At 37.3% G+C, this 23,682-nt stretch carries 20 protein-coding genes and 2 pseudogenes; 17 read left to right on the top strand and 5 right to left on the bottom strand.

The genetic code is table 11. From position 1 onward, the window contains the following. Window positions 1-152 precede the first annotated feature (152 nt). Window positions 153-1,085 carry an alpha/beta hydrolase gene (locus LIS78_RS08035; RefSeq protein ID WP_252284941.1) on the bottom strand — a complete coding sequence of 311 codons (933 nt, stop codon included), beginning with the start codon at window positions 1,083-1,085 and terminating at the stop codon, window positions 153-155. A gap of 274 nt (window positions 1,086-1,359) precedes the next feature. Next, on the bottom strand, window positions 1,360-1,575 hold the full coding sequence (locus tag LIS78_RS08040; RefSeq protein WP_195780643.1) for a hypothetical protein: 216 nt from the start codon (window positions 1,573-1,575) through the stop codon (window positions 1,360-1,362). Between the two features lie 227 nt (window positions 1,576-1,802). On the opposite strand from LIS78_RS08040, the gene LIS78_RS08045 reads away from it, so the two are divergent. Continuing rightward, a complete protein-coding gene (locus LIS78_RS08045; RefSeq protein WP_252285329.1) occupies window positions 1,803-2,315 on the top strand; it encodes a YhcN/YlaJ family sporulation lipoprotein in 513 nt (170 codons plus the stop codon). A gap of 226 nt (window positions 2,316-2,541) precedes the next feature. Next, window positions 2,542-3,084 (top strand): undecaprenyl-diphosphatase, encoded by a 543-nt coding sequence (locus tag LIS78_RS08050; protein ID WP_252284942.1) that lies wholly within the window; start codon window positions 2,542-2,544, stop codon window positions 3,082-3,084. 292 nt (window positions 3,085-3,376) lie between these two features. On the opposite strand, the gene LIS78_RS08055 is transcribed toward LIS78_RS08050, so the two are convergent. Next, the gene (locus LIS78_RS08055) at window positions 3,377-4,150 is read right to left on the bottom strand and encodes an alpha/beta fold hydrolase (RefSeq protein WP_013056312.1); all 774 of its coding nucleotides are present in this window, start codon (window positions 4,148-4,150) and stop codon (window positions 3,377-3,379) included. A gap of 473 nt (window positions 4,151-4,623) precedes the next feature. Here LIS78_RS08055 and LIS78_RS08060 point away from each other — a divergent pair, with 473 nt between their 5' ends. The 5 genes from LIS78_RS08060 (at window position 4,624) to LIS78_RS08080 (ending at window position 10,009) form a co-directional block, all read left to right on the top strand. Continuing rightward, window positions 4,624-6,186 (top strand): spore germination protein, encoded by a 1,563-nt coding sequence (locus tag LIS78_RS08060; protein WP_252284943.1) that lies wholly within the window; start codon window positions 4,624-4,626, stop codon window positions 6,184-6,186. 36 nt (window positions 6,187-6,222) lie between these two features. After that, a complete protein-coding gene (locus LIS78_RS08065) occupies window positions 6,223-7,431 on the top strand; it encodes a Ger(x)C family spore germination protein (protein ID WP_252284944.1) in 1,209 nt (402 codons plus the stop codon). Next, on the top strand, window positions 7,428-7,655 hold the full coding sequence (locus LIS78_RS08070; protein WP_057274661.1) for a hypothetical protein: 228 nt from the start codon (window positions 7,428-7,430) through the stop codon (window positions 7,653-7,655). The genes LIS78_RS08065 and LIS78_RS08070 overlap by 4 nt, the downstream gene beginning before the upstream one ends. A 40-nt stretch (window positions 7,656-7,695) precedes the next feature. Next, window positions 7,696-8,775 carry a GerAB/ArcD/ProY family transporter gene (locus LIS78_RS08075; protein WP_252284945.1) on the top strand — a complete coding sequence of 360 codons (1,080 nt, stop codon included), beginning with the start codon at window positions 7,696-7,698 and terminating at the stop codon, window positions 8,773-8,775. 109 nt (window positions 8,776-8,884) lie between these two features. Next, on the top strand, window positions 8,885-10,009 hold the full coding sequence (locus LIS78_RS08080) for a GerAB/ArcD/ProY family transporter (protein ID WP_195780637.1): 1,125 nt from the start codon (window positions 8,885-8,887) through the stop codon (window positions 10,007-10,009). Window positions 10,010-10,114: 105 nt separating this feature from the next. Here LIS78_RS08080 and LIS78_RS08085 read toward each other — a convergent pair. Further along, window positions 10,115-10,315, bottom strand: a pseudogene (locus tag LIS78_RS08085) (copper amine oxidase); the annotation flags it as partial. A 190-nt stretch (window positions 10,316-10,505) separates the two neighbouring features. Here LIS78_RS08085 and LIS78_RS08090 point away from each other — a divergent pair. The 4 genes and pseudogenes from LIS78_RS08090 (at window position 10,506) to LIS78_RS08105 (ending at window position 15,046) form a co-directional block, all read left to right on the top strand. Continuing rightward, window positions 10,506-11,716, top strand: a pseudogene (locus LIS78_RS08090) (macrolide family glycosyltransferase). A 508-nt stretch (window positions 11,717-12,224) separates the two neighbouring features. Then, window positions 12,225-13,634 carry a GH1 family beta-glucosidase gene (locus tag LIS78_RS08095; protein ID WP_195780636.1) on the top strand — a complete coding sequence of 470 codons (1,410 nt, stop codon included), beginning with the start codon at window positions 12,225-12,227 and terminating at the stop codon, window positions 13,632-13,634. An 88-nt stretch (window positions 13,635-13,722) separates the two neighbouring features. Further along, window positions 13,723-14,430, top strand: a complete 708-nt coding sequence (locus LIS78_RS08100; RefSeq protein ID WP_013056315.1) for a GntR family transcriptional regulator — start codon at window positions 13,723-13,725, stop codon at window positions 14,428-14,430. 307 nt (window positions 14,431-14,737) lie between these two features. Next, window positions 14,738-15,046 carry a DUF5634 family protein gene (locus tag LIS78_RS08105; RefSeq protein WP_195780635.1) on the top strand — a complete coding sequence of 103 codons (309 nt, stop codon included), beginning with the start codon at window positions 14,738-14,740 and terminating at the stop codon, window positions 15,044-15,046. A gap of 873 nt (window positions 15,047-15,919) precedes the next feature. Here the strand turns inward: LIS78_RS08105 and LIS78_RS08110 are convergent. Next, entirely contained in the window at window positions 15,920-16,393 is a 474-nt protein-coding gene (locus LIS78_RS08110; RefSeq protein WP_252284946.1) for a YbaK/EbsC family protein, read from the bottom strand. Window positions 16,394-16,708: 315 nt separating this feature from the next. Between LIS78_RS08110 and LIS78_RS08115 the strand changes: the two genes are divergently transcribed. From LIS78_RS08115 to LIS78_RS08140, 6 genes are all read left to right on the top strand, one after another. Then, on the top strand, window positions 16,709-16,900 hold the full coding sequence (locus tag LIS78_RS08115; protein WP_195783337.1) for a hypothetical protein: 192 nt from the start codon (window positions 16,709-16,711) through the stop codon (window positions 16,898-16,900). A gap of 37 nt (window positions 16,901-16,937) precedes the next feature. Continuing rightward, the gene (locus tag LIS78_RS08120; protein ID WP_252284947.1) at window positions 16,938-17,762 is read left to right on the top strand and encodes an aldo/keto reductase; all 825 of its coding nucleotides are present in this window, start codon (window positions 16,938-16,940) and stop codon (window positions 17,760-17,762) included. 360 nt (window positions 17,763-18,122) lie between these two features. Further along, window positions 18,123-19,634: a histidine ammonia-lyase gene (hutH, locus tag LIS78_RS08125; protein WP_252284948.1), complete on the top strand. Its 1,512-nt coding sequence runs from the start codon at window positions 18,123-18,125 to the stop codon at window positions 19,632-19,634. Between the two features lie 50 nt (window positions 19,635-19,684). After that, window positions 19,685-21,346, top strand: coding sequence for a urocanate hydratase (gene hutU, locus LIS78_RS08130; protein ID WP_252284949.1), 1,662 nt, complete (start codon window positions 19,685-19,687; stop codon window positions 21,344-21,346). Between the two features lie 16 nt (window positions 21,347-21,362). Continuing rightward, a complete protein-coding gene (hutI, locus tag LIS78_RS08135; RefSeq protein WP_252284950.1) occupies window positions 21,363-22,652 on the top strand; it encodes an imidazolonepropionase in 1,290 nt (429 codons plus the stop codon). Then, complete coding sequence (locus LIS78_RS08140; RefSeq protein WP_252284951.1) at window positions 22,627-23,610, top strand: agmatinase family protein; 984 nt, start codon at window positions 22,627-22,629, stop codon at window positions 23,608-23,610. Before hutI ends, LIS78_RS08140 begins: the two co-directional genes overlap by 26 nt. Window positions 23,611-23,682: the final 72 nt, after the last annotated feature.

Here is a 23,682-nt window from a genome sequence, read left to right on the forward strand (position 1 = left end):
TTAAAATGTAACTTCTTATTCAAGTGGTCTGCTCCGCATCAAGTAGACACTAGTAAAAAACTACACAGATATTTCGATGTTGATTAATTAATAAAACTCCCTTCGTTCGAATAATAGACAGATATTATATACTTTGTTCTCGGAACCTGTGTTTACACGTTACCTGTTAAATAACGATGGATAGAAGTAAACACTTTTTCTCTTATCAGCTCTTTTTCATTAAATAAATGATGTTTTCCATTCTCTATAAGTTCAATATCTATATTTGGAAACTTCTTCAGTAAGAAACCAACATTATACCTCCAATCCACTGTTGTATCTTTTTTTCCTTGAAGGATGAGAATAGGAATAGGACTGGGGCTCCCTTCCTTAATTAATTCATTCCATCTTATCAAGGCTTCTACCCAACCGAGGGGGAGCTGATCATACTGTAACGGATCATTCTTCACAAAATGCAAAAACTTTGAATCTGATGAATTGTTTCGAATTATCCTTTTCAAATTCGTGGTGAACACTTTTAAGAACTTTATACAAATGGTGATTGCATTCCAGTGATAAGGACGAACGAGGGGACAGACAAGGACCGCCTTTCGAACTTGAGATGCTTCATGGTTATTCAGTATATAATCGACTGCAGCAGCAGCGCCAGTACTATGAGCTACAATATAGATAGGTAGAGAGCTTGAAGACAGGTGTCTACGCATGACTTCTCGAATACTTTCTACATAGAGAGAAAACTCCGATACGGCTCCTCGTTCTCCTGTTGACAATCCATGTCCTGGTAAATCAAATGTCAACACATGAAACCCTTTTTGAATCAAAAAACGAATAACCGTACTTAGTACTCCAGCATGATCATAATAGCCATGAAGAAGGAGTATATGAGCTTTTATCTGTAAGGGACGAAAAGATTGGATAAACAACCGTTCATGAGCAACCGTTTCAAATCCGTAGCGATACATTAGCCCCTCTGTTGGAAGATTGTAAAACTCACTGTAACGTTTCATATTTTCAGTCATGGGGCGTGAATCGTATGTAAAAAGCAAATGCTGATCGTTTTGAATATTTTTAATAACTTGTTTCATATTCCACCTCTGTATCTCAGTAATTTATCTCATTGAATAATATTATATTCCCCATTTAATAACAGAAAATGAAGAACCAAATGATTGTATTAGAGAATAAAAAGTTTAAGTAAGTTTGAAAAGCCCCTAGATTTAACAAAAATCTAGGGGCTTTTATTTTTTGTAATCAGCATGGTGAACTATTAATACAGGTGTACATTAAGTATATTATTCCCATAATTAAACTGATCGTTAGTCTTTAATTTATATATCGTAGAGAAAGTATGAGTGTCTATTATTGGTTAGATAAACCGTTTTTCATTTGGCTTCTACTCTTCATTGTTTGCATGGTTGGAGATGCCATTTTGTTCCCCGTCCCTCTTATTAGCCAAATGGCCAAAGTCCCAATTCCTACACCTAAAAGTGAAAGTAGTATGCCTCTGTTATTATTTCTCTTTCCAAACATTCCATTAAAATTAAATAAAGAAGTTAGCCACTGTAAGTTGTTCATTATGCAAATCCCTCTTTTATAGTTGTTTGAAAGAAACCGTTCTTCCAACGGCTTTATTTTTTGACGATGTTACTTATATATACGCGGAAAATGATACTATCCCTATTTGGGATTTTAAATTATTACCTGTAATTATTAAAAGAATAATGTGGATCTTAATAGATATACGACTACTGTAAGGGGTGAAGAATAAGTGAAGAAAATATTTATTTGGTCTCCTATCAACCATTTTATCAGTAGGGTTTCTTTTTGGTTGTAATGATAAAAAGGATGAAGCTGAACCTGATCCAACTGAAGAACCTTCTGAACAAAAGGCAGAAAATGCTCGTAACAACAATGGACCACGAGATGTTGGATACCAACCCGATAGGGATCAGAATGATAATTTAGATAATGATAACCAAATACGATTAGAGGTAGCGGATGAGGCTGCAGATCGTATTGCTAAATTAGACGAAGTAGACAGTGCGAACGTGATCGTTACAAACCAAAATGCCTATGTGGCAGTTGTTTTACAGGATGGAACAAAAGGAGAAGTAACAGATCGTTTAGAAAAGAAGATTGCAGATCAAGTAAGAGCTACAGATCCAGATATTCGGGACGTATTTGTATCATCCAATCCTGATTTCGTGAATCGTATGAAAGATTATGGAAATAAAATTAATAAAGGTGCTCCAGTAAAAGGGTTATTTGAAGAGTTTACTGAAACCGTTCGAAGAGTATTTCCTAACGCTCGTTAAATAAAAACGATTAAGCGTAACAAGTCAATTTACTATGTTCTAGAAAAGGAAACCTCCTTATAAATTAAGGAGGTTTCCTATGTATTTATCTCTACGTTAAATGTAATATTCTAACAATTATTTTGTGTTCAACTCTTTTTGTCGTCGTAAAAACACAGTTCATATAACAGGTTCCTCTTCAGAAAAAAAATCTTACATATAACTAAAAAGTAAGGAGAAAATGTTTATGGATTATAAAGTATTTAGGACAATCAATCAACTGGCTGGTCGCTATTCTTCATTAGATATGCTGATGATATTGATTTCAAAAAAGGTTCGTTATGTTTTCATGTTTGTGTTGATTTTTATGTGGTTTCGAAACTATTCACAAAAAAAAGTGACATTATATGCAGTGATATCTGCGGCCTTTACGTTATTTATTAATACGTTGATTAAATGTTTTTATTTTAAGCCTCGTCCATTTATGGAGCGCCGTGTCGGTATACTCATTCCTTCAAAGATGGATTCTTCATTCTTAAGTAAACATACGTTGCTTGCTTTTGCTGTATCCACTTCTATCTTTCTCCATAAACGTATTCTTGGGTCAGTTATGTTGGGATTGTCCTTGTTAACGGGATTCTCAAGGATTTGGCTAGGACATCATTATCCTTCTGATATTATCCGAAGCGTCTTCATTGGTAGCTTGACAAGCACTATCGTTGACAAATTCCCAGGTGCTTTAAAGGTAATGAAACGAAAAATAAAAGTATCATCATGTTCCAATATATAAATGAAGCGTTTTGAATATCTAATTGTGGTAGACTCGGTTCTGGATTAGCTTTATAAGTCACATTGTTTATCCTTTTAGTGATTATTATATAGTTGTTATGGTGGAGACTTTTGTGGATAGTGATGATAATAAGCTAAAGCGGCTAAGGGATTTTCCGAAGCGTCTTATTTTTAATTGTGAAATATATATTCAGACTGATGAGCTGAGCAACCTTATCAGTCTTCGTAGTTTATCATCCGTTCTTATACATATGAGATTTTAGGATTCTTCATTTTTTAAGTGCCTTTTAGCTTTATAAACTGGATTTATTTAAGACAAACCCTGTAATTAGTTCATTAAACTGAATCCCTTTTTTTGTAGGCAGTTGGTGACCCTGCTGTGTAAAAATAAAGAATTCAGCATGTTTACATTTATTTTTATACTCTTTCATATAGCGGATAGTCCAATCCTTTTTTCCACCATACATAAACAACAAAGGTACTGTTAAACGATGAAGTTTGTCTAAACAGTTATATTGTAATGAATGATTATAATACTGATACCATGATTCTTGATCGGCTTTTTTCATATAATTAACTAGGTTTCTTCTTAGTGTCTTGTCTCTGGTATGACTTCTAGCAATGCTTGTTATTAATATATTTAGGTGTTCTCTTACCATATATAATCCTATTTTATGTAATAATTGTCCAGGCATATCTCTTACTATAGGATATGCTCCTGAGAAAATTAATAATTCTATTCTATCGGAATGATAAATAGCAAGCTCTTGAGCAATTAGACAGCCAGCAGAATAGCCACATATAATGGCCTTGTTTAAATGTAATGCATCCATAAAGCGTAATATTTCGTTTGCGTAGAAGGGAATTGATACAGTTTGTGCAGCTTTTGGGCTTTGTCCATGACCACTTAAATCAGGAAAGATGACTCTCATATGCTTGGATAAATCGTATTGATAGTAAAACACTTTATTTCCCATCCCAGGTGGATGAATAAAGATGATAGGTATACCCTGTCCATACTCTTCATAATACAAATATTGATTAGTGTCTATTTCAACAAAAGGCATGCTTATTTCTCACTCCAAAATCGATTAATAACTACTTTTTAGTTAAAGTTAATTCGGTTGATGAAAACTGAAATTTTTCTTCATCTTACATTTAACTTAATACAATTAACTATTTGTTCTGTATTGTTTAATCTCAAATAACTTCTTTTAGTATTTAGTATGGGATTAGTATAGTGGCACTATACACACTAAAAAAGATTTAGATTTAACAATTACTAATAAGATTTCCTATAATGTCCATTATACAGATTGGAAATAAATACTTTATACAGGCTAAAAATAGAAAAAACTGCTCTTATCTAAGCTTTACTATCTATATAATTTGTAACGAAAAAACATACAAACAGAGTTAAGTTTTAATAATCAATGAAATTTTTAACTAGATATAATAATTTTGGAAAATACAACAAAAGATAAGGATAGGTTTCATTACGCTTTTCTATGCAACCTTACATAAAAGGAAGGAGCTGTCTATGTTGTTTCGAAAGGTTCGAAGAAGATTCCATAAGCTAAAACAACTCTATACGGATCAACAGATTAACGAGCAACAAGTACTGCTTTCTTTAGACTTAGATGAAAACCTACAGGTTCTTCGCTCCATCTATCAGGACTGTTTTGATGTAGTCTTTCGGACGTTTTTAATAGGTGGACAAACAAAAGCCGTCCTTATCTATATAGAGGGTTTATCTAATATTGAGGAGATTGATGAGAATGTTCTCGCCCCACTTACGTCAGAAACAGAAGAAAGGGTTCGTAGTTTACGTGAAATGTTAAAGAAAAAGATACACATTTCAAAGATGAAAGAAGTTAAGACGTTCGCAGATTGTATAGAGAATATCTCCATCGGGAACCCTGTGCTTTTCGTACAACATGAAGCATCTGGACTTGCCTTGGGGTTGGCAAAGTGGGAAAAGAGATCGATTGAAGAACCAACCGCAGAAAGTGTTGTACGGGGACCAAGGGAAGGTTTTGTGGAAACATTAGGAGTCAGTACTTCCCTCCTCCGACGGAAGATCAAAAGTCCTCACCTCAAAATGAAATCGATGAAAATCGGGAGTTATACTAACACCGATGTTGTAATTGCCTACATAGAAGGACTTGCGGATCACACCCTTATTGAGGAAGTCGAAAATCGATTGCAGCGCATCGAAATAGATAGTGTATTGGAAAGTGGATATATTGAAGAACTGATTGAAGACAATTCCTATTCTCCTTTTCCTCAACTTGTCAATACAGAACGGCCGGATGTAGCTGCTGCTAATCTCTTAGAGGGGCGTGTAGTGATTCTAGTGGATGGTACTCCTTTTGTCTTAATTGCGCCTATTAGTTTTTTTTCCCTACTTCAGTCGCCAGAAGACTATTACCAACGCTACATGATTAGTTCAATCATCCGCATTTTACGCTTTGTATTTATGGTACTTTCTCTTCTTTTACCTTCGCTCTATGTAGCAGTCCTTACCTACCATCAAGAGATGGTGCCGACGGCCTTGCTGATTAGCGTGGCATCCTCACGGGAAAGTGTTCCCTTTCCAGCACTTGTTGAAGCATTAATGATGGAGGTTACATTTGAAGCACTACGTGAAGCAGGAGTCAGACTTCCAAAACAGGTCGGTGCCGCTGTTAGTATTGTCGGTGCTTTGGTCATCGGTCAAGCTGCAGTTCAGGCCGGTCTGGTTTCTGCTCCAATGGTCATTGTTGTTGCGATTACAGGAGTTTCGTCCTTTATGGTGCCACACTATACGCAAGGAATTGCGTTAAGAATGCTACGCTTTCCTATCATTCTGCTTGCTGGAACGTTGGGTTTGCTTGGAGTTATGCTTGGGGTGATTACAATCGTCGTTCACCTATGTACGTTGCGTTCTTTTGGGATTCCATACTTGACACCAATCGCTCCGATGAAGGGGCGTGAGTTGAAAGATGCCTTGATTCGAGCTCCATGGTGGAAAATGGACACACGCCCCCATTTAACCGGGGAGTTCAACTCATACCGACAGTCCCCTGGACAAAAACCAAATTCCAGTAAAGGAGACGAATAGTAGAGTAAATACATGATGAGAAGGATGTGAACAAGAATGAATCTCTTTCTATCTCGAAACGTCATAAAAACGTTGACCATTCTTCTCTTTTTTTTGGCTAGCTTTCTACTGAGCGGTTGCTGGGACAGAAGGGAAGTAAATGACACAGCGCTTGTGTTAGGGGCTGCTATTGATAAAGAAAAAGGGGGGGGAATTAGGCTTACTGTTCAAATTTTGATTCCTAAGGCTGTGAATGGTCAGCAGCAGGGAGGAGGAGCAGCAGGAACAGGCTCCGAGAGCTTGGTGAGATCGGCAATTGGAGAAAATATAGCAGATGCTATGTCAAAGGTGCAGACAAAAATCCCACGTAAAATCTTCTGGGGTCACTGCAAAGCGTATATTATCGGTGAGAAGTTTGCTAGAAATGGTGGTATTCATAAGCAAATTGACTATTTACTTCGCCATCCAGAACCTCGGGAACGTGCTCATTTGTTTGTCAGTTATGGAGAGGCAGCCGATGTTCTAGCATTACAGCCACCTTTAGAATCATACGAGGGAGAAGTGCTACGAAAGTTATCTGAGATGAAGATTGGTATGGATGTTACAGTGAAAGATTTTGAACAGATGTTAACAGGGGATTCTGGAGTGGCTCTCCTACCTTTAATTAAAAAGTTACCGCCGTTTCTTGGGAGGAAACCACAGGAAACGATTGCTTATATAATGGGGACTGCTATTTTTAAGAAAGATAAAATGATCGGTCAAGTTGATATTAAGGCTACCAGAGGACTTTTATGGTTACGAAATGAAATCGAAGTGACTTCGGTTACAGTAAACCCTAAAAAAGGAGAATCCATCTCGCTAGACCCTATTCGACAAACGACGAAACTCATCCCTATCCTTAAGAATGGAAAATGGAAGATCCTAGCGAAGATTACATCGGAAGGGACAATTGTGCAAAATGGCAGTGATCTTGATGTTATGAGTCCACAAATTACGAAGAGAGTGGAGAAAGACGTAGAAAAAGATATCAAAAAACGCATTAACCAGTCTCTTAAACAGGTGAAGAAAGGGATGAATGTGGACGCATTTGGTTTCGCAGATGCGTTTCATCGAAAATACCCTAAAGAATGGTCGAAAGTCAAAGATCATTGGGATACAGTCCTTCCGGATGTGGAAGTGAAAATAGATATTAAAACGCGTGTACGCCGACCTGGTTTATCTACTACGCCGGCGGGCTTGAAAGAAAAAGAGGTAGAAAAGAAATGAAGTGGATAACGGTAATAGGAATAACCGTATGCGTGGTTCTTATCTTTTTGTATGAATGGCCAAAAATGGATCGAAATCAGAAAAAGGAGAAAGCAGCCTTTGTGATCTTAACAACGATGGGATGGCTGCTTGCCATCCTCCTTCTGTTCTTTCCGGATATGCCAGGTCCTACACAGATGATTGACATGCTTTTCAAACCACTTGGTAAGATGTTGGAGAAATAGCAGGGGCATAGAAGATACGGAAAAAGAAGGAGAAAAGAGAATGATCGAAAAAGGGAAAATTTCTTCATTTCAGATGGCGCTTATGATCGTACCAACGATAGTAGCAACCGCTATTCTTACCATCCCAGCCATTACGGGCAAGTATGCAGGGCGTGATATGTGGATTTCGCCAATTTTAGGTTCACTCAATGGATTTTTTACGGCGTTTATTGTGTATCAATTACATAAACTCTATCCGAAGGAATCGATCATCCAATACAGTAGACATATTATTGGTCGGATTCTAGGAAAAGTGCTTGGGTTTGTCTACTTGTTCTTTTTTTTGCATATATGTGGCACCATATCCAGGCAGTATATAGATTTCATTATTAATGCTTTTTTGCCTAAAACCCCGATGATTGTAGTTATTGGGAGCATGGTTCTTGTATGTGCTTTCGCTGTACGAGGCGGCGTGGAAGTATTGGGAAGATCTGCCCAACTGTTCGTTCCAATCTTTATACTTCTTCCCCTGTTACTATTTATACTACTCATACCTCAATTCAAACCAGAGAATATGTTTCCAATTATGGAGCATGGTATGATGCCTTCGATCCTTGGAGCAGCTGTACCACAGTCTTGGTTTAGCGAAATGTTTCTTATCTCCATGCTTCTTCCTTTTTTGACAGATCATAAAAAAGGAAAGAAGTGGAGTATGATCTCGGTGGTTATCACTATGTTAGTCATGGTTTACACCAATATAGTGAACATATTCTTATTTGGAGAATCAGCAACCAGTTATATCTATCCGGTGTTTACTGCTTTCCGATACATTAGTGTTGCTACTTTTTTTGAACATCTTGAAGCCTTTGTAATTACTATTTGGGTAATGGGAATATTTATTAAACTTTCAGTATTTTACTATGCACTTGTCTTAGGAACGGCCCAATGGCTACATCTATCTGACTACCGCCCCCTTGTATTTCCACTTGGTTTTCTGGTGATTATATTCGGTATATGGGTAACTCCTAGCATGTATGAATTAACTCGATTTTTAGGTAATATATTTCCTTTTTACGGAACATTCATTATGACGTTCATTCCGGTTTTACTACTACTCATCGCTATTATCCGGAAAAAATAATTAGAAAGGAAAATGTAATCATATGCCTATAAATCAATAACATACACAATATTTTGTCGATTTAAATATTTGTTAGAGATAATAAAAAAATAGAATGGGGTAAAAAGAAATGATTGAAAAAGGGAAAATATCATCTCTTCAGATGGCGATGTTACTATACTTTATTGTATTAGCTACAGCTATTCTGACTCTTCCATCAGTCGCCGGAAAAGATGCGAAGCAAGATCTTTGGCTATCACCAATATGGGCCTCCCTCATTGGTTTTCTGACATTAGGTATTTTTTTAAAATTAAACAAGTTTTATCCTAATGAAAATATTATTCAGTACAGTGAGCGTATTATTGGAAAGCTTGCCGGAAAGACTCTTGGATTTATATATTTGTTTTTTCATCTTTATTTGAATGGTATTGTTCTACGACAGTACGCGGAGTTCATTGCAAACTTTCTTCCGAAAACCCCTATACCTGTAGTAATAGCCAGTATGGTGTTAGTTTGCATGTTTGTTGTATACGGAGGAGTAGAGGTGCTAGCACGTGCCACACAAGTTTTTCTTCCATTATTTATTCTTCCTCTTCTTCTGATGGTACTTCTACTGCTACCTGATATAGAAATTGATAATATATTTCCTATCATGGGGAATGGTGTTTTACCATCTCTACAAGGAGCTACTTCTATTCAGTCATGGTTTAACGATTTTTTTTATATTTCTTTTTTTCTTCCTTTTTTGAAAGATCGAAGTAAGGCAAGAAAATTGGGTGTGATTTCTATTGTAGCTGTTGTACTAACTATGGTGATTACAAATTTAATTACCATTCTTGTATTAGGCAGCACTACTCAAGAGTACATTTATCCCGTAATAAGTGTTTCAAGGTATATCAGCATAGCTAATTTTTTTGAACATGTCGAATCAATGGTGATGGCAGTCTGGGTTACAGGTATTTTTGTTAAAGTTTCAGCCATTTATTATGTACTTACACTTGGGACAGCGCAGTGTCTAAACGTACGTGATTATAAGCCATTTGTGCTTCCATTTGGTTTTCTCCAAGTTATAGTTGCTTTGTGGATATCTTCTAATTTTCAACAACTTGTTTCCTTTTTGTCTACAAGTGGCATTGTTTTCTTTTTTTCTCTAGAAATTGTAATTCCACTTTTTCTCCTCCTTATTGCTTTTATAAAAAAAGGGAGAAATGGGGGGCTTAATAGCAATGGAACTAAAAATCAAAAGAATCATTAGCGAAGATTTGGTAAAGCAGCTGCTTTCTGCAGAAACCCGGCGCTTTGCTTCTACACGTTATAAAAGAATTGAAAAATAGAAAGACCAGAAAAATCCATGAAAAAGTTACGCGGAAAAAATGGTCAAGAGACGTGAACTACGTACTTCTACTTCCTCGATTCTCCAATCCTTGTGTTTCCACGCAATTCCGTAATCCTCTTCATGTAAACAGATTGCATCAGAAATCGTTTTTATAGTGCCTTTACTACCTGGCATCTTAGTGTCGAAATAGCGAATTCCCCCTAGACAGCCACAGCCAAGCATTAAAGAATCAGCTACTTGCTCATCTTAATTTTTTAACTCTTTATAAAACCTTAAAAGTTAATAATAGGGTCATTTTGCTTGATATTTGTTTTATACATTTAATGAAATTGATTCTTACTTTACACTAGATAAGAAGAAAATTTATTCTAAACAAGGTTAGTATATTTATTTGCTGAGAAACTGAGGGAGTTAGATGGCAAATGTTCTTTTTTTCAACTTTCCCGGTGAAGGGCACGTTAATCCTACCATTGCATTAGTAGAAGAGCTTGTGAAAAAGGGAGAAAAGGTGGTCTATTACTGCATAGAAGAATATAGACACAAGATTGAAAAAACAGGCGCTTTATTTCGTCCTTATGAAAACTTTCTACTCCATATAAATACAGAAAAAGGATGGCAGAGAAAATAGATCCTCTTGAAATGCTTTTGCATATGGGAAGGGCTATGGATAAGATTATAGAAGAGGTTTTAAAAGAAATAAGAGCGGAAAAGTACGATTATGTTATTTATGATAATAATTTCGCTGCCGGATGGATTATAGCTGATATATTACGAATACCCAAAGTATGTTCTTGTACAACTTTTGCAATTAATAGCCAAATTTTTTCTGTGTTTATGAAGAACAGGGGAGAAATAGATAAGGAATCTCCAAGATACATGGAAATCGAACAAATTTCAAAAAAGTGGAAAGGTCAATATGGAGTTATTCTTACTGATAGAAAAAATACCATGACGTGTCCTGGAGATATAACGATTGTATTTACCTCCAAGCTATATCAACCCATGGCCGAAGAATTTGACGACTCTTTCATATTTGTTGGCCCTTCTATTGCGCCAGGTAAAGATGTCGAAGCTTTTACGTTGGAGAACATTCGACAAAACAAACTCATCTTTATTTCGATGGGAACGGTATTTAATCATCAGCCTGAATTTTATACTACTTGCTTTGAAGCATTTGGAGATACTCAGGTCACAGTCATTCTATCTGTAGGAAGGCAGACAGATATTTGCCAATTTAATAATATTCCCCCTAATTTTATAGTGCGTAATTATGTACCCCAATTAGAAATTCTACAACAGGCAGACGTTTTCATTACCCACGGCGGAATGAACAGCTCCAGTGAAGGACTCTATTTTGGTGTTCCTCTTGTTGTCATTCCTATCATGGCCGATCAACCAATAGTAGCCAAGCAAATTGAAAATTTAGGAGCTGGATTACAGCTTAATCGTAAAAAGTTAGACGCTGCTACATTACGAAATACAACAGAAAAAGTGTTACTAAATAAATCATTTAAAGAAAGCAGCTGCAAAATTGGAGAATCTTTAAAAGAGGCTGGAGGATATAAAAAAGCAGTAGAAACAATTTTAAAATTCAAGAAGGGCATTAACAAAAACACCTCTAGTTAACGAAATAAAGTGTATTAATTTATTTTTTTATATCAATTATCAATTATAAACAAATGTGCATTTTGAATGAAGAATCCTTTGGTAATAACGTTTTTTTCCTAAATTAATATAATATTATTAAAACGAGGAATAGCAAAAGTTTTAAAAAACTTAAAATCGCTTGTAATGGGTTATCCTGCTGTTCCCACAGAGTATGGTCTTTATTTATATGTGAAAACGAAAGTTTAATAACGATGAGAGTTATTATAAAGCGTTAATCCGTCATATTAATAAATAGCCTGTTTTGATCAATTTTTTCAAAGCAGGCTTTTCTATTTGTTCTTTTATCAGGTATGAGTAAGATAACGAAATTTTTCTTTAAATTAGAGAAAAATAAAAAGGTCTTTGTATTACATTTTTTGTAGTCAAATGCAAAAAATAAGTATATAATCAATATTAAATTTGTACCTATAAATTTAATATATTGGAATGAATTTAAAAAGTCAGTATGAAAATAAGGAGTGCTATAATGAAATTCGCAAAGGATTTTTTATTTGGAGCTGCATCAGCTTCTTATCAAATAGAAGGAGCTTGGAATGAAGACGGTAAAGGCGAAACAAACTGGGATGTTTTTTCAAAGATTCCTGGAAAAACATATAAAGGCACAAACGGAGATGTAGCCATTGATCATTACCATCGCTACAAAGAAGATATTAAGTTAATGGCAGAGATGGGACTAGAATCGTACCGCTTTTCTATTTCATGGGCACGTATCTTGCCAACTGGCGATGGAGAAGTGAATGAAAAAGGCTTGGAATTTTATAATCAAGTGATTAATGAATGCTTAAAGTATGGAATTGTTCCATTTGTAACGCTGTATCACTGGGATCTGCCTTTGACGCTTGAAGAAGACGGCGGATGGACAAATAAACGAACAGCCGATGCTTTCGTTAAGTATGCAGAGGTTTGTTTTAAGGCATTTGGAGACCGTGTTAAACATTGGATTACGTTCAATGAAACCGTTATGTTTTGCGGATTAGGCTATTTAAAAGGAGCACATCCGCCTGGTATCCAAAACGATGAAAAAAAGTACTTTCAAGCTACACATTATGTGTTTTATGCACATGCAAAAGCCGTAGAGATCTATAAGCAGCTGGAGCAGTATGGAGAAATTGGTATTACACATGTCTTCTTACCGGCTTACAGTGTTGATGATAAAAAGGAAAATATCTTAGCTGCTAGACACGCGAATGAATACGAAACGTTTTGGTATTATGATCCGATTTTAAAAGGCGAATATCCATCTTACGTCGTACAGCAATTAAAAGAAAACGGATGGACCCCAAGCTGGACGGAAGAAGAGCTAGATACATTAAAAAGAAATGCCGAAAACAATGATTTCATTGGTCTTAATTATTATCAACCGATTCGAGTAGAGAAAAATCAAGAAGTTGTTTCGTCTATGGAGCACTCGAGGGAAACATCTACTTTAGCTCCTGGAAATCCATCGTTTGACGGCTTTTATCGCACAGTAAAGATGACAGATAAAACCTATACAAAATGGGGATGGGAAATTTCACCTCAAGGATTTTTAGACGGGCTGCATATGTTAAAAGAGCGTTATGGTGATATTAAAATGTACGTAACAGAAAATGGTCTTGGTGATGAAGATCCGATTATTGATGGTGAAATTGTAGACGTTCCCCGTATTAAATATATTGAAGAACATTTAAAAGTGATTAAGCGCGCAATAAAAGAAGGCATTCATCTAAAAGGATATTACGCTTGGTCTGTTATCGATTTATTAAGCTGGTTAAATGGTTATAAAAAACAATACGGATTCATTTACGTAGATCATGACGATAACTTAAATCGAAAGAAAAAACTGTCGTTTCATTGGTACAAGCATATTATTGAAACGAGAGGAGAAGAGCTATAAGTAAAAAGAAAACCTCTTGATTTTGATCAAGAGGTTTTGTATATAATAGAAGCAGTAAATGATTGAGAATGTAAACTAGGGAGATTATATGGCTATAAAATATAAAGAAATTGCAGATCGTTTAGAAAGGGAAATTCGAGAAGGGACGTTTGATCAAACAAAAAAGCTACCGACGGAAGAAGAACTGATAAAAAAATTTGAAGTGAGCCGTAATACAATTCGAAAAGCAGTGACTCAGCTCGTCAATCGCGGCTATATCTATCAAGTCCAAGGAAGCGGCATGTTTTTGCGTGAGGAATCAGTCACAGATTATATTAATTTAGGCAGTCTTAGAGGATTAACGAAAGACTTAACGTCGAAAACAATTGAGACAAAAATTCTTTCTTTGCACGTGGTAGAAGCTGATGAATTAACCGCAAAAGGTTTACGGTGTGAAGGAGGAACCAAGCTATATTATGTGAAGCGGCTGCGAATTGTAGATGAAGAACCTTTTTCTATTGAAATCAGTTACTTTAAAAAAGATGTGGTACCTTATCTAAATGAAGATATTGCATCAAATTCTATTTATAGTTACCTGATAGATCACTTAAAATTAAACATTGGGTTTGCTGACAAAGTCATTAACTGCGAAAAAATTGATGAAGAAAGTGCTGAACTCCTTCATATCGACCCATTCGACCCAGCACTGATTATCGAAAATACGGTGTGCTTAACGAACGGAACGATCTTTGAGTTGTCAAAATCTATCTTTCACTTTCAAAAAGCAAAAATCTTAAATCGTATCAATTTTAAATAACATCAGCATTAACCGGTTAAGTTTATTTTTCTTAACCGGTTTTTGATTGTTTAAGAATGGAATGAGGTCGTGGATATGAGGGTCTTTTCTATGATAACTAATTGGAGATACGAAAGAGAAAAATGATTTTTCTTTACAAGAAGGTAAGAGGAGGTAGATTAAATTTCTTTATATCAAATGACAAGCCGTAGCTTCTTTAATGCCGATACAGGGGAAATTTCACATAATGAATGGTTTGAAATATAGTGTAATTGAATATGTTCAAGGGAATGCTAAACATAAATCAAAATGAAAAGGGGTATAAAATGTGGAATATGTAAGAAGAGAATCGGCTATAAATGAACTGACCCATCATATGGATGACATTTTAACCAAATACAACCTTCAAGGCGTCTCCGTATATGAAGAAGAAGGAGAAGGTAATCACTATTATCTTGGCTACACAGTAAAAAAGAATGATCATGTGTTTATGATTAACAGACCTTATATAAAAGATAAAGACGGGAAACTAGCAATAGAAAAGCAAGAATGGACCGTTCAAGGTAACGAAGGAGAAACAGATGGACACACTTCACTTGAAGATGCATTTCAAAAAATTGATGAAATCATACATTAAATAAATTTGATGAATTTCAGTACGGATGTTCTTCTTTGAATGCGTGAGTATGAGCAGTAGAGGCGCTAATAGTTGACGTGCTTCTTTCACCTATAATATTTAAATGGTCTTTGCTTTGAAGTCTAGAAAATTACATGTAATAAAAAATTGTTTTTTAAGGTTTTACTATATAAATACGGGGTACATATATAGTACAGCAGCTATCATGCAAATGGTTGTTGTGAAAGGTTAAATACTTAGCGTATGAAGGGACTGATTGGTTTTGAAAGGCTTAACAGCGACTTCAGCAAACGTATTACCGCAAATTGAAAGTAGATATTCGTATCTCACGCAAGGCACTTTGGTTATGAACCGATATACGTAACGAAAGGGCCTGACTAGGCAAACAAAGGAAAGACTGAATCAACGAGAAGAAGCCTGCATCTAAAAATGTAGGCTTCTTCTTTTTTACAGATGAAACTAAGATGATGAATGAGTACATAACGGGTATAAATTAAGAAGATTCACATTCAGTCAATTTTCCGTGCACGTTTTTCTTGAAAAAAGGTCATAAGTTGAAGATACTGTATATAACTATGTAAAAGAATTTTTGAATGCAAAATAGTAAATCTGCTTGAGGTGAAAAGGATGAGAAAAGCAAATAAAAGTGAATTTCTGTGGAATACGTTAGACGGCTGGCTTTTTATCCCTAGGAACATTCCTTTACTATTTCTTTTTGTATTTCTCTTAGGGGTTTCTTACCTAGGTTGGGTTAAGCTGTTTCATAAATTCGTTTAGATACACCAATGAGCTGAAACAAAAAACTGTTTCAGCTTGTTGGCGTGCTGATTGATTTATTTATTTTCTGTATAGCTGTACCGTAATTTACCTAAATTATTCATTCCATCCCTTGCATACATCAACCCATTTTAAGTATTTCGAAAATTCTTCTAGTTCGGGTATTGTTAATTCGATTGCACTGTTTCCACTTCCACAGGCAGGGAAAACGGTGACAAAACGTTTCAGCGATTCGTCTAGATACACGTTAACACCTTCATTAACGGCAAACGGGCATACTCCGCCTACAGCATGACCAATCAGAGTTTCTACTTCACTTGCTCCAAGCATTTTTGCTTTGGTTCCAAACTCTTCTTTATATTTTCTGTTATCAATTTTCGCATCTCCTGCTGCCACAATCAGTAAAACAGTTCCTTCTGCGTTAAAAGAAAGACTTTTTGCAATCCGTTGCGGCTCGCATTTTAAAGCTTGCGCTGCCAGTTCTACAGTAGCACTGGACTCATCCATTTCGATAATTCGATTCTCCATACCATATTGTTTAAAATATGCTTTTACTTTTTCAATCGCCATTTTTTATATCCATTCCTTTCGTTAACTCGGGTAAATATGTATGATTGCCTTACAGAGAATGTGCAGTTGTTCTTTACAGTGAAAAATTCTTATTATTTTAATATACAGAAATTATACACAACTTTGAAGCTAAAAGCACATATTCGTTTTAATTAAAAAAGTTACGTAGGTAAAGTATTTTTAACTGATTAAAGCAGGATTACGGAACCCTTTGACGAATGTAACTATGTCGGCTGCGAAAACATAGGCATTAGAACGAAAGATAAATGATGAAATTGAAAAGGCGCAAACGTTCTAGTGAAATGAGGAGAAGTAATGCCAACTTTACACACTGTCGTCAGTTTTTTTAGCAGTACATGTATGGCAACGATGAGTATGATTTATTTGTTTTCCCTTGTGCCGCGCGCATGGTCTTTTAAATTTCGATTTGGAGCCATGATTATAGGAATCCCAGTCGGCATTATAATGGGACAGGTTGCTATGCTGATCGGCTGGCACCATCATTAAAACTTTGAACTTTTTAACAAAAAAGGAGACGTGTAAAATGAATATTGTTACATTAAACAACGGTTTAAAAATGCCTCAGCTTGGATTTGGCGTATGGCAAGTAGAAGATAACCAAGCAGCCTCTGCAGTGTCAAAAGCAATTGAAGTTGGGTATACCTCTATTGACACAGCCATGATTTATAAAAATGAAGAAGGAGTAGGTCAAGCGATTAAAGAATCTTCTGTTCCTCGAGAACAGCTGTTTATTACAACAAAAGTTTGGAACAGCGACCAAGGCTATGAAAATGCATTACGTGCGTTTGATGAAAGCTTAGAACGATTAGGACTTGATTATGTCGATTTATATTTGATTCACTGGCCTACGCCTCAATATGATGAGTATGTGGAGACGTATAAAGCATTAGAAAAGCTTTATCACGATGGAAAAGTAAAAGCAATTGGCGTCTGCAACTTTGAAATTGAGCATCTGGAGCGCTTGTTAAACGAATGTGATGTAACGCCTGTTTTAAACCAAATTGAGTGCCATCCGTATCTTGCTCAAAATGAATTAAAAGAGTTTTGTGCCAAACATAACATTTTCGTGGAAGCATGGAGTCCTCTTGATCAAGGAGGAGAAGTGCTACAAGACGAGGTTATTCAAAAAATTGCTGAAGTACATAGCAAAACTCCGGCTCAAGTTGTATTGCGCTGGCACTTACAGAACAACACAATTGTCATCCCTAAGTCAGTTACACCGTCTAGAATAGAAGAAAACTTTAACGTGTTTGATTTTGAACTAACTGCCGATGATATGGCAGATATTAATGGATTAAACCGCAATCGCCGCAAAGGTCCGCACCCAAGTGACATGAACGTCCGATAACGTTTAAAGAAATAAGAATGTGCAGCCGTGAATCATCGCTGCTATAAGAAATAACGATTTTATTTCAGATTATTTTAAATTTTCTTAAAAAACAATTGACAAATGATTAATTCGACGTAATACTAAGTGTAAGTACCCTAGTTGCTTTAAGTTGTACAGCTTAAAGTTTATAGTGATTTAGTCATTTAGCGATTGTTTGTATGTATAAGGTGAAATGCTGATTATTAATAAAAGCCCATAGTGTAAGTAGGTTAGTTTATAGGGGGCTATATCAAAAGGAGCTTGTTTCCTCTTTGATATAGCCCCTTTTTGTGTTCAAAAAGAAAAGGTAGTCTACAGTTTAACAAGGGAGCGGGTATGATGTTTATTCAAATCGACGGAAATTCACTGACGTTCGACCAAATCTACAAAGTTATTTATCAAGGATACTCCGTAAAAATTAGCGATCACGCAGTTGAACATATACAAAAAAGCAGAACGTTAGTTGAAGAGAGTATTACGAACAACAACGTAATTTACGGAGTAAATACTGGATTTGGAAAGTTTAGCGATACGGTTATTTCAAAAACGGACTTAGCTGATCTGCAGATTAACTTGATTCGCAGTCATGCCTGCGGACTAGGAGAACCATTCTCTTTAGAGGTAAGCAGAGTCATGCTGCTGTTACGAGCGAATGCATTAGCTAAAGGGTATTCAGGCATACGACTGGAAACCCTGCAGCTGCTTATCAATTGCTTAAACCAAAATGTAGTGCCGGTTATCCCAAGTCAAGGTTCACTTGGAGCTAGCGGTGACTTAGCTCCATTATCACATCTAGCGCTGCTGTTAGTTGGAGAAGGAGAAGCTGTATATAATGGTCAGCGAATGCAAGGAGAAGAAGCTTTAAAGCTAGCGGGGCTTGAACCTATCCAATTACAAGCGAAAGAAGGGCTAGCTTTAATCAACGGGACTCAGGCAATGACAGCTGTAGGAGTAGTTTCGTACCTTGAAGCTCAAAAGCTAGCAGATCTTGCTGACGGGATTGCAGCACTGACGTTAGAAGGTCTGCGAGGCATTTTAGATGCATTCATGCCCGAGTCTCATGCGGTAAGACCTTATCCGGAACAACAGCAGATAGCTGCCCGAATTCTTTCGTATTTAGAAGGCAGTCAATTAACTACTTCTCAAGGTCAAATAAGAGTGCAAGATGCGTATTCACTGCGCTGCATTCCTCAAGTTCATGGTGCTATTTATCAAGTTTTAAATTATGTAAAAGAAAAGCTGTTAATTGAAATTAATTCAGCAACCGATAATCCGCTCATCTTTGCCGACAGCGGCAAAGTAATTTCTGGAGGGAACTTTCACGGGCAGCCCATTGCGTTTGCTATGGATTTTCTAGGAATTGCAATGGCGGAGCTTGGGAATATTTCTGAACGGCGCATTGAACGAATAGTAAACCCTCAGCTTAGCGGGCTGCCGGCATTTTTAAGTGCAGATCCTGGTTTAGAGTCCGGGCTCATGATTACTCAATACGCTGCTGCTTCATTAGTTTCCGAAAATAAAGTATTAGCGCATCCATCAAGTGTCGATTCTATCCCTTCTTCAGCGAATCAAGAAGATCATGTCAGCATGGGAACGACTGCTGCACGTCATGCTTATCAAATTATCCAAAATACACGAAGAGTTCTATCGATTGAAGCAATTTGTGCGGCTCAAGCAGCCGATATTCAAGGAGTGGATAAACTTGCTTCGGAAACAAGAAAAGTTTATTCGAAAATTAGAAAAACCGTACCAACCATTACTAAAGATCGAATTTTCTCACGTGATATTGAGGCGTTAGCAGCTGATTTCAAAACCTTTGTACAAGATACTAATTATGAACTAGCGCTGTAATAAAAATGTTAGTTTAACAGTTTTTCATTTTTATAGAGGAGGAAAACAAAATGGAGACAAAACAAAGTGGAATGAAGGCACCTCGTGGAACAGAACTAACGACAAAAGGCTGGGTACAAGAAGCTGCTCTTCGCATGCTTTTGAACAATTTAGATTCCGAAGTAGCGGAGCATCCAGAAAAGTTAGTCGTATACGGAGGAATAGGAAAAGCAGCCCGGAACTGGGAAGCATTTGATCGTATCGTTGCAGCGTTAAAAGAACTAGAAAAAGATGAAACGCTTCTCATACAGTCCGGCAAGCCTGTTGCGGTTTTTAAAACGCACAGTGATGCGCCTCGTGTTTTATTAGCAAATTCAAACCTTGTTCCCGCTTTTGCAAATTGGGAGACGTTCCATGAGCTTGATAAAAAAGGGTTAATGATGTACGGACAGATGACTGCAGGAAGCTGGATTTATATTGGAAGCCAAGGCATTGTTCAAGGAACGTATGAAACATTTGCTGAGTGTGCCAACCAGCATTTTAACGGAAGTTTGAAAGGAACGATTACGGTAACAGCTGGATTAGGAGGAATGGGAGGTGCACAGCCATTAGCCGTTACGATGGCAGGCGGCGTTGTAATTGGAATTGATGTTGATCGCACGCGTATTGAAAAACGTATCGAAACAAAATATTGCGATATGGTAGTCGAAAGTGTAGCTGATGCAATCACGTTAGCTGAAGATGCAAAAAGATTGGGCAAAGCGCTTTCCATTGGATTAGTTGGAAATGCAGCCGAGATTCTTCCTGAAATGATAGAGCGAGGATTTATCCCAGATATTGTGACGGATCAAACATCGGCACATGATCCGCTTAACGGATATTTGCCGATTGGAGTCAGCTTAGCAGAAGGAGAAAGATTGCGGAATACAAATCCAAATGAATATATAAAACAATCAAAAGCGAGTATGGCTATTCACGTTCAAGCTATGTTAGAGATGCAAAGAAAAGGCGCGGTTGCTTTTGACTATGGCAATAATATTCGCCAAGTGGCGTTGGATGAAGGTGTCACGAATGCATTTGATTTCCCGGGATTTGTCCCAGCGTACATCCGCCCGCAGTTCTGTGAAGGAAAAGGACCGTTTCGATGGGTCGCTTTGTCAGGAAATCCAGAAGATATTTATAAAACAGATGAAGTCATTTTACGTGAGTTTTCGGATAATACGCATCTTTGCAACTGGATTAAAATGGCGAGAGAAAAAATTGAGTTCCAAGGATTGCCGGCTCGTATTTGCTGGCTAGGCTACGGAGAAAGAGCGCGCTTTGGAAAAATTATTAATGATATGGTAGCAAACGGAGAACTGTCAGCGCCTATCGTTATTGGCAGAGATCATCTAGATGCCGGTTCTGTGGCGTCGCCAAATCGTGAAACTGAAGCAATGAAAGATGGCAGTGATGCAGTAGCAGACTGGCCTATTTTAAATGCATTAGTAAATACGGCAGCAGGCGCAAGCTGGGTATCTGTTCACCACGGAGGAGGAGTAGGTATGGGGTATTCTCTTCACGCTGGAATGGTTGTAGTAGCAGATGGGACGGAAGAAGCCTCCAAACGTCTAGAACGTGTTTTAACAACAGACCCAGGCATGGGTGTTGTTCGTCATGTAGACGCCGGCTATGATAAGGCCATTCAAACTGCAAAAGAAAAAGGAATACAAATTCCCGCGTTAAATGAATAAAAAAGGAGGGATACGTATGACTATTACGTATATCAAATGCGCTGAACAAGTCATTACGCTTAAAGGAGGAAGTCAGCCTAGACGAGCGGAGGAAATGTCAGATCTAGGAATTATTGAAAATGGCAGTGTACTCGTGAAAAATGGAAGAATTGTATTTGTTGGGCCTGACGTCAAAGCACAGGAATACCTTGAGCATATCCATGAACCTATTAATATAATTGATGCCGAAGGAAAAATCGTAACGCCTGGGCTGATTGATCCCCACACTCACCTTGTGTTTGGCGGCAGTCGTGAAAAAGAATTAGAAATGCGCTTAAACGGGGCAAAGTATATTGATATTTTAAAAGCGGGAGGAGGAATTTTACAAACAACCGTTAGTACACGACAAGCAACAGAAGAGGAGCTAATCAAGCAATCTACAAAACGTTTAAATAAATTTCTGCAGTACGGAGTTACAACTGTCGAAGCCAAAAGCGGGTACGGTTTAAATCTTAAAGATGAAATCAAACAATTAAAAGTAGCGAAGAAACTGAATGAACAGCATCCAGTAGATGTTGTTTCAACCTTTATGGGAGCTCATGCGGTGCCAGTTGAGTACAAAGGAAATGAAGATGAGTTTGTTCGTTTGGTTATCGAAGAAATGATACCAGTCGTTGCAAAAGAAGCGCTAGCGGAGTTTTGTGATGTATTTTGTGAAGAAGGCGTGTTTACAGTTGAACAGTCAGATCGTATTTTACAAGCTGGAAAAGCATACGGACTAAAACCTAAAATCCACGCCGATGAAATTGTGTCTTTTGGCGGGGCAGAATTAGCGGCTAAAGTGGGAGCTGTGTCCGCGGATCATTTGTTAAAAGCATCAGATCAAGGAATTAAGCAAATGGCTGAAAGCGGAGTTATAGCCGTCCTATTGCCGGGTACTGCATTCTTTTTAATGGAAGAGCCGGCGCGTGCTAGAAAAATGATCGAAGCAGGAGTGCCTGTTGCTTTGTCTACAGATCGAAACCCAGGGTCTTCTCCTACGGAATCGCTGCCGTTTATTATGAATTTAGCTTGTTTAACGATGAAGATGACGCCAGCAGAAGTCTTAACAGCCTGTACGATTAACGCGGCTCATGCCATTTGCAAAGCAGATCAAATCGGAAGTATTGAAGTAGGTAAAAAAGGCGATTTAGTGCTATTTGATGCTCTCAATTACCAAACGTTGCAATACAACTATGCAGTAAATCTTGTAGATACGGTATTAAAAGATGGAAAAGTAGTGGTTAAAGGCGGTGCGTTGCATGAACTATCCGTACCCACAGCTTGATCGTCCGCCTTTTTGCTGGCAGCGTCAAAGCACTCATGACCCAAAAGTAAGCGACTGGATTCAAACAGTTGAAGACCCAAGTAACTTCGACTTTACACCGGTAGATATTACGGTCTTGGGCGTACCTCTTTCAAGATCTTCCATTAGCGCTTCTGGAGCCAGTGAGACGCCAATGGCCATGAGGAAGCTCTGGAAATCCTTTAACCCGTATCATATTGAGTATGATACGGATTTGACTTCCTTGTCAGTGTTGGACTTAGGAGACGTCAAACAGCACGTAACGGATATAGGGAAGTCTCATCAGTATATAAAAGAAGCGATGATGTCTATGCGGAAATGTCATCCGCATGCGCTGCCTATTATGCTTGGAGGAGATCATTCTATTACAGCTATGTTGGTAAAAGGGTGGAAAGAGTCACATCCCGAACAGAAAATAGGGATTTTACAGTTTGATACGCACTTTGACTTACGCAGCTTAGAAGACAATGGACCTTCTAACGGCACGCCTATACGAAATTTAATCGAAAGCGGCACTATTGACGCAAGACATGTATGGAATATCGGGCTTCATGGATTTTATAATTCAAAATCTTTAAAGGAATATGCAGATAGCAAAGGCGTTCATTATGTAACGTTACTGCAAGCAAGAAAAGCAGGAATAAATCATACCGTGAAAGAAGCATTAAAACAGCTGAGTAAAGAGGTAGACATGATCTATTTAACAGTTGATATGGACGTGTTAGATATTGCTTACGCACCGGGAGTTCCAGCAGGAACGACAGGCGGAATGAGGACAGATGAGTTGTTTGAAGCAGTATACACCGCCGGGAGTCATCCGTTTGTTCAAGCGATGGATATTGTTTGTTTAGATCCGCTGCGTGATGTAAGAGAAATTACCGTGAAAGCAGGCGTACACGTATTTTTGAATTTTTTAACGGGCGTTGCGAACAGAAAGTAAGAATGTACGTACTATCACTTGGTTATTCCTATAAGTGTTTCATTAAAAAGTTAGGTGGTATGGCTGAACGGG

Source organism: Priestia megaterium, assembly GCF_023824195.1.
Classification (GTDB): domain Bacteria; phylum Bacillota; class Bacilli; order Bacillales; family Bacillaceae_H; genus Priestia; species Priestia megaterium_D.

Excerpts from the sequence above, each read along its gene's own strand:
- LIS78_RS08035 (WP_252284941.1), bottom strand. The coding sequence starts at position 1,085 with ATGAAACAAGTTATTAAAAATATTCAAAACGATCAGCATTTGCTTTTT.
- LIS78_RS08040 (WP_195780643.1), bottom strand. The coding sequence starts at position 1,575 with ATGAACAACTTACAGTGGCTAACTTCTTTATTTAATTTTAATGGAATG.
- LIS78_RS08050 (WP_252284942.1), top strand. The coding sequence starts at position 2,542 with ATGGATTATAAAGTATTTAGGACAATCAATCAACTGGCTGGTCGCTAT.
- LIS78_RS08055 (WP_013056312.1), bottom strand. The coding sequence starts at position 4,150 with ATGCCTTTTGTTGAAATAGACACTAATCAATATTTGTATTATGAAGAG.
- LIS78_RS08060 (WP_252284943.1), top strand. The coding sequence starts at position 4,624 with ATGTTGTTTCGAAAGGTTCGAAGAAGATTCCATAAGCTAAAACAACTC.
- LIS78_RS08065 (WP_252284944.1), top strand. The coding sequence starts at position 6,223 with ATGAATCTCTTTCTATCTCGAAACGTCATAAAAACGTTGACCATTCTT.
- LIS78_RS08070 (WP_057274661.1), top strand. The coding sequence starts at position 7,428 with ATGAAGTGGATAACGGTAATAGGAATAACCGTATGCGTGGTTCTTATC.
- LIS78_RS08075 (WP_252284945.1), top strand. The coding sequence starts at position 7,696 with ATGATCGAAAAAGGGAAAATTTCTTCATTTCAGATGGCGCTTATGATC.
- LIS78_RS08080 (WP_195780637.1), top strand. The coding sequence starts at position 8,885 with ATGATTGAAAAAGGGAAAATATCATCTCTTCAGATGGCGATGTTACTA.
- LIS78_RS08095 (WP_195780636.1), top strand. The coding sequence starts at position 12,225 with ATGAAATTCGCAAAGGATTTTTTATTTGGAGCTGCATCAGCTTCTTAT.
- LIS78_RS08100 (WP_013056315.1), top strand. The coding sequence starts at position 13,723 with ATGGCTATAAAATATAAAGAAATTGCAGATCGTTTAGAAAGGGAAATT.
- LIS78_RS08110 (WP_252284946.1), bottom strand. The coding sequence starts at position 16,393 with ATGGCGATTGAAAAAGTAAAAGCATATTTTAAACAATATGGTATGGAG.
- LIS78_RS08115 (WP_195783337.1), top strand. The coding sequence starts at position 16,709 with ATGCCAACTTTACACACTGTCGTCAGTTTTTTTAGCAGTACATGTATG.
- LIS78_RS08120 (WP_252284947.1), top strand. The coding sequence starts at position 16,938 with ATGAATATTGTTACATTAAACAACGGTTTAAAAATGCCTCAGCTTGGA.
- hutH (WP_252284948.1), top strand. The coding sequence starts at position 18,123 with ATGTTTATTCAAATCGACGGAAATTCACTGACGTTCGACCAAATCTAC.
- hutU (WP_252284949.1), top strand. The coding sequence starts at position 19,685 with ATGGAGACAAAACAAAGTGGAATGAAGGCACCTCGTGGAACAGAACTA.
- hutI (WP_252284950.1), top strand. The coding sequence starts at position 21,363 with ATGACTATTACGTATATCAAATGCGCTGAACAAGTCATTACGCTTAAA.
- LIS78_RS08140 (WP_252284951.1), top strand. The coding sequence starts at position 22,627 with ATGAACTATCCGTACCCACAGCTTGATCGTCCGCCTTTTTGCTGGCAG.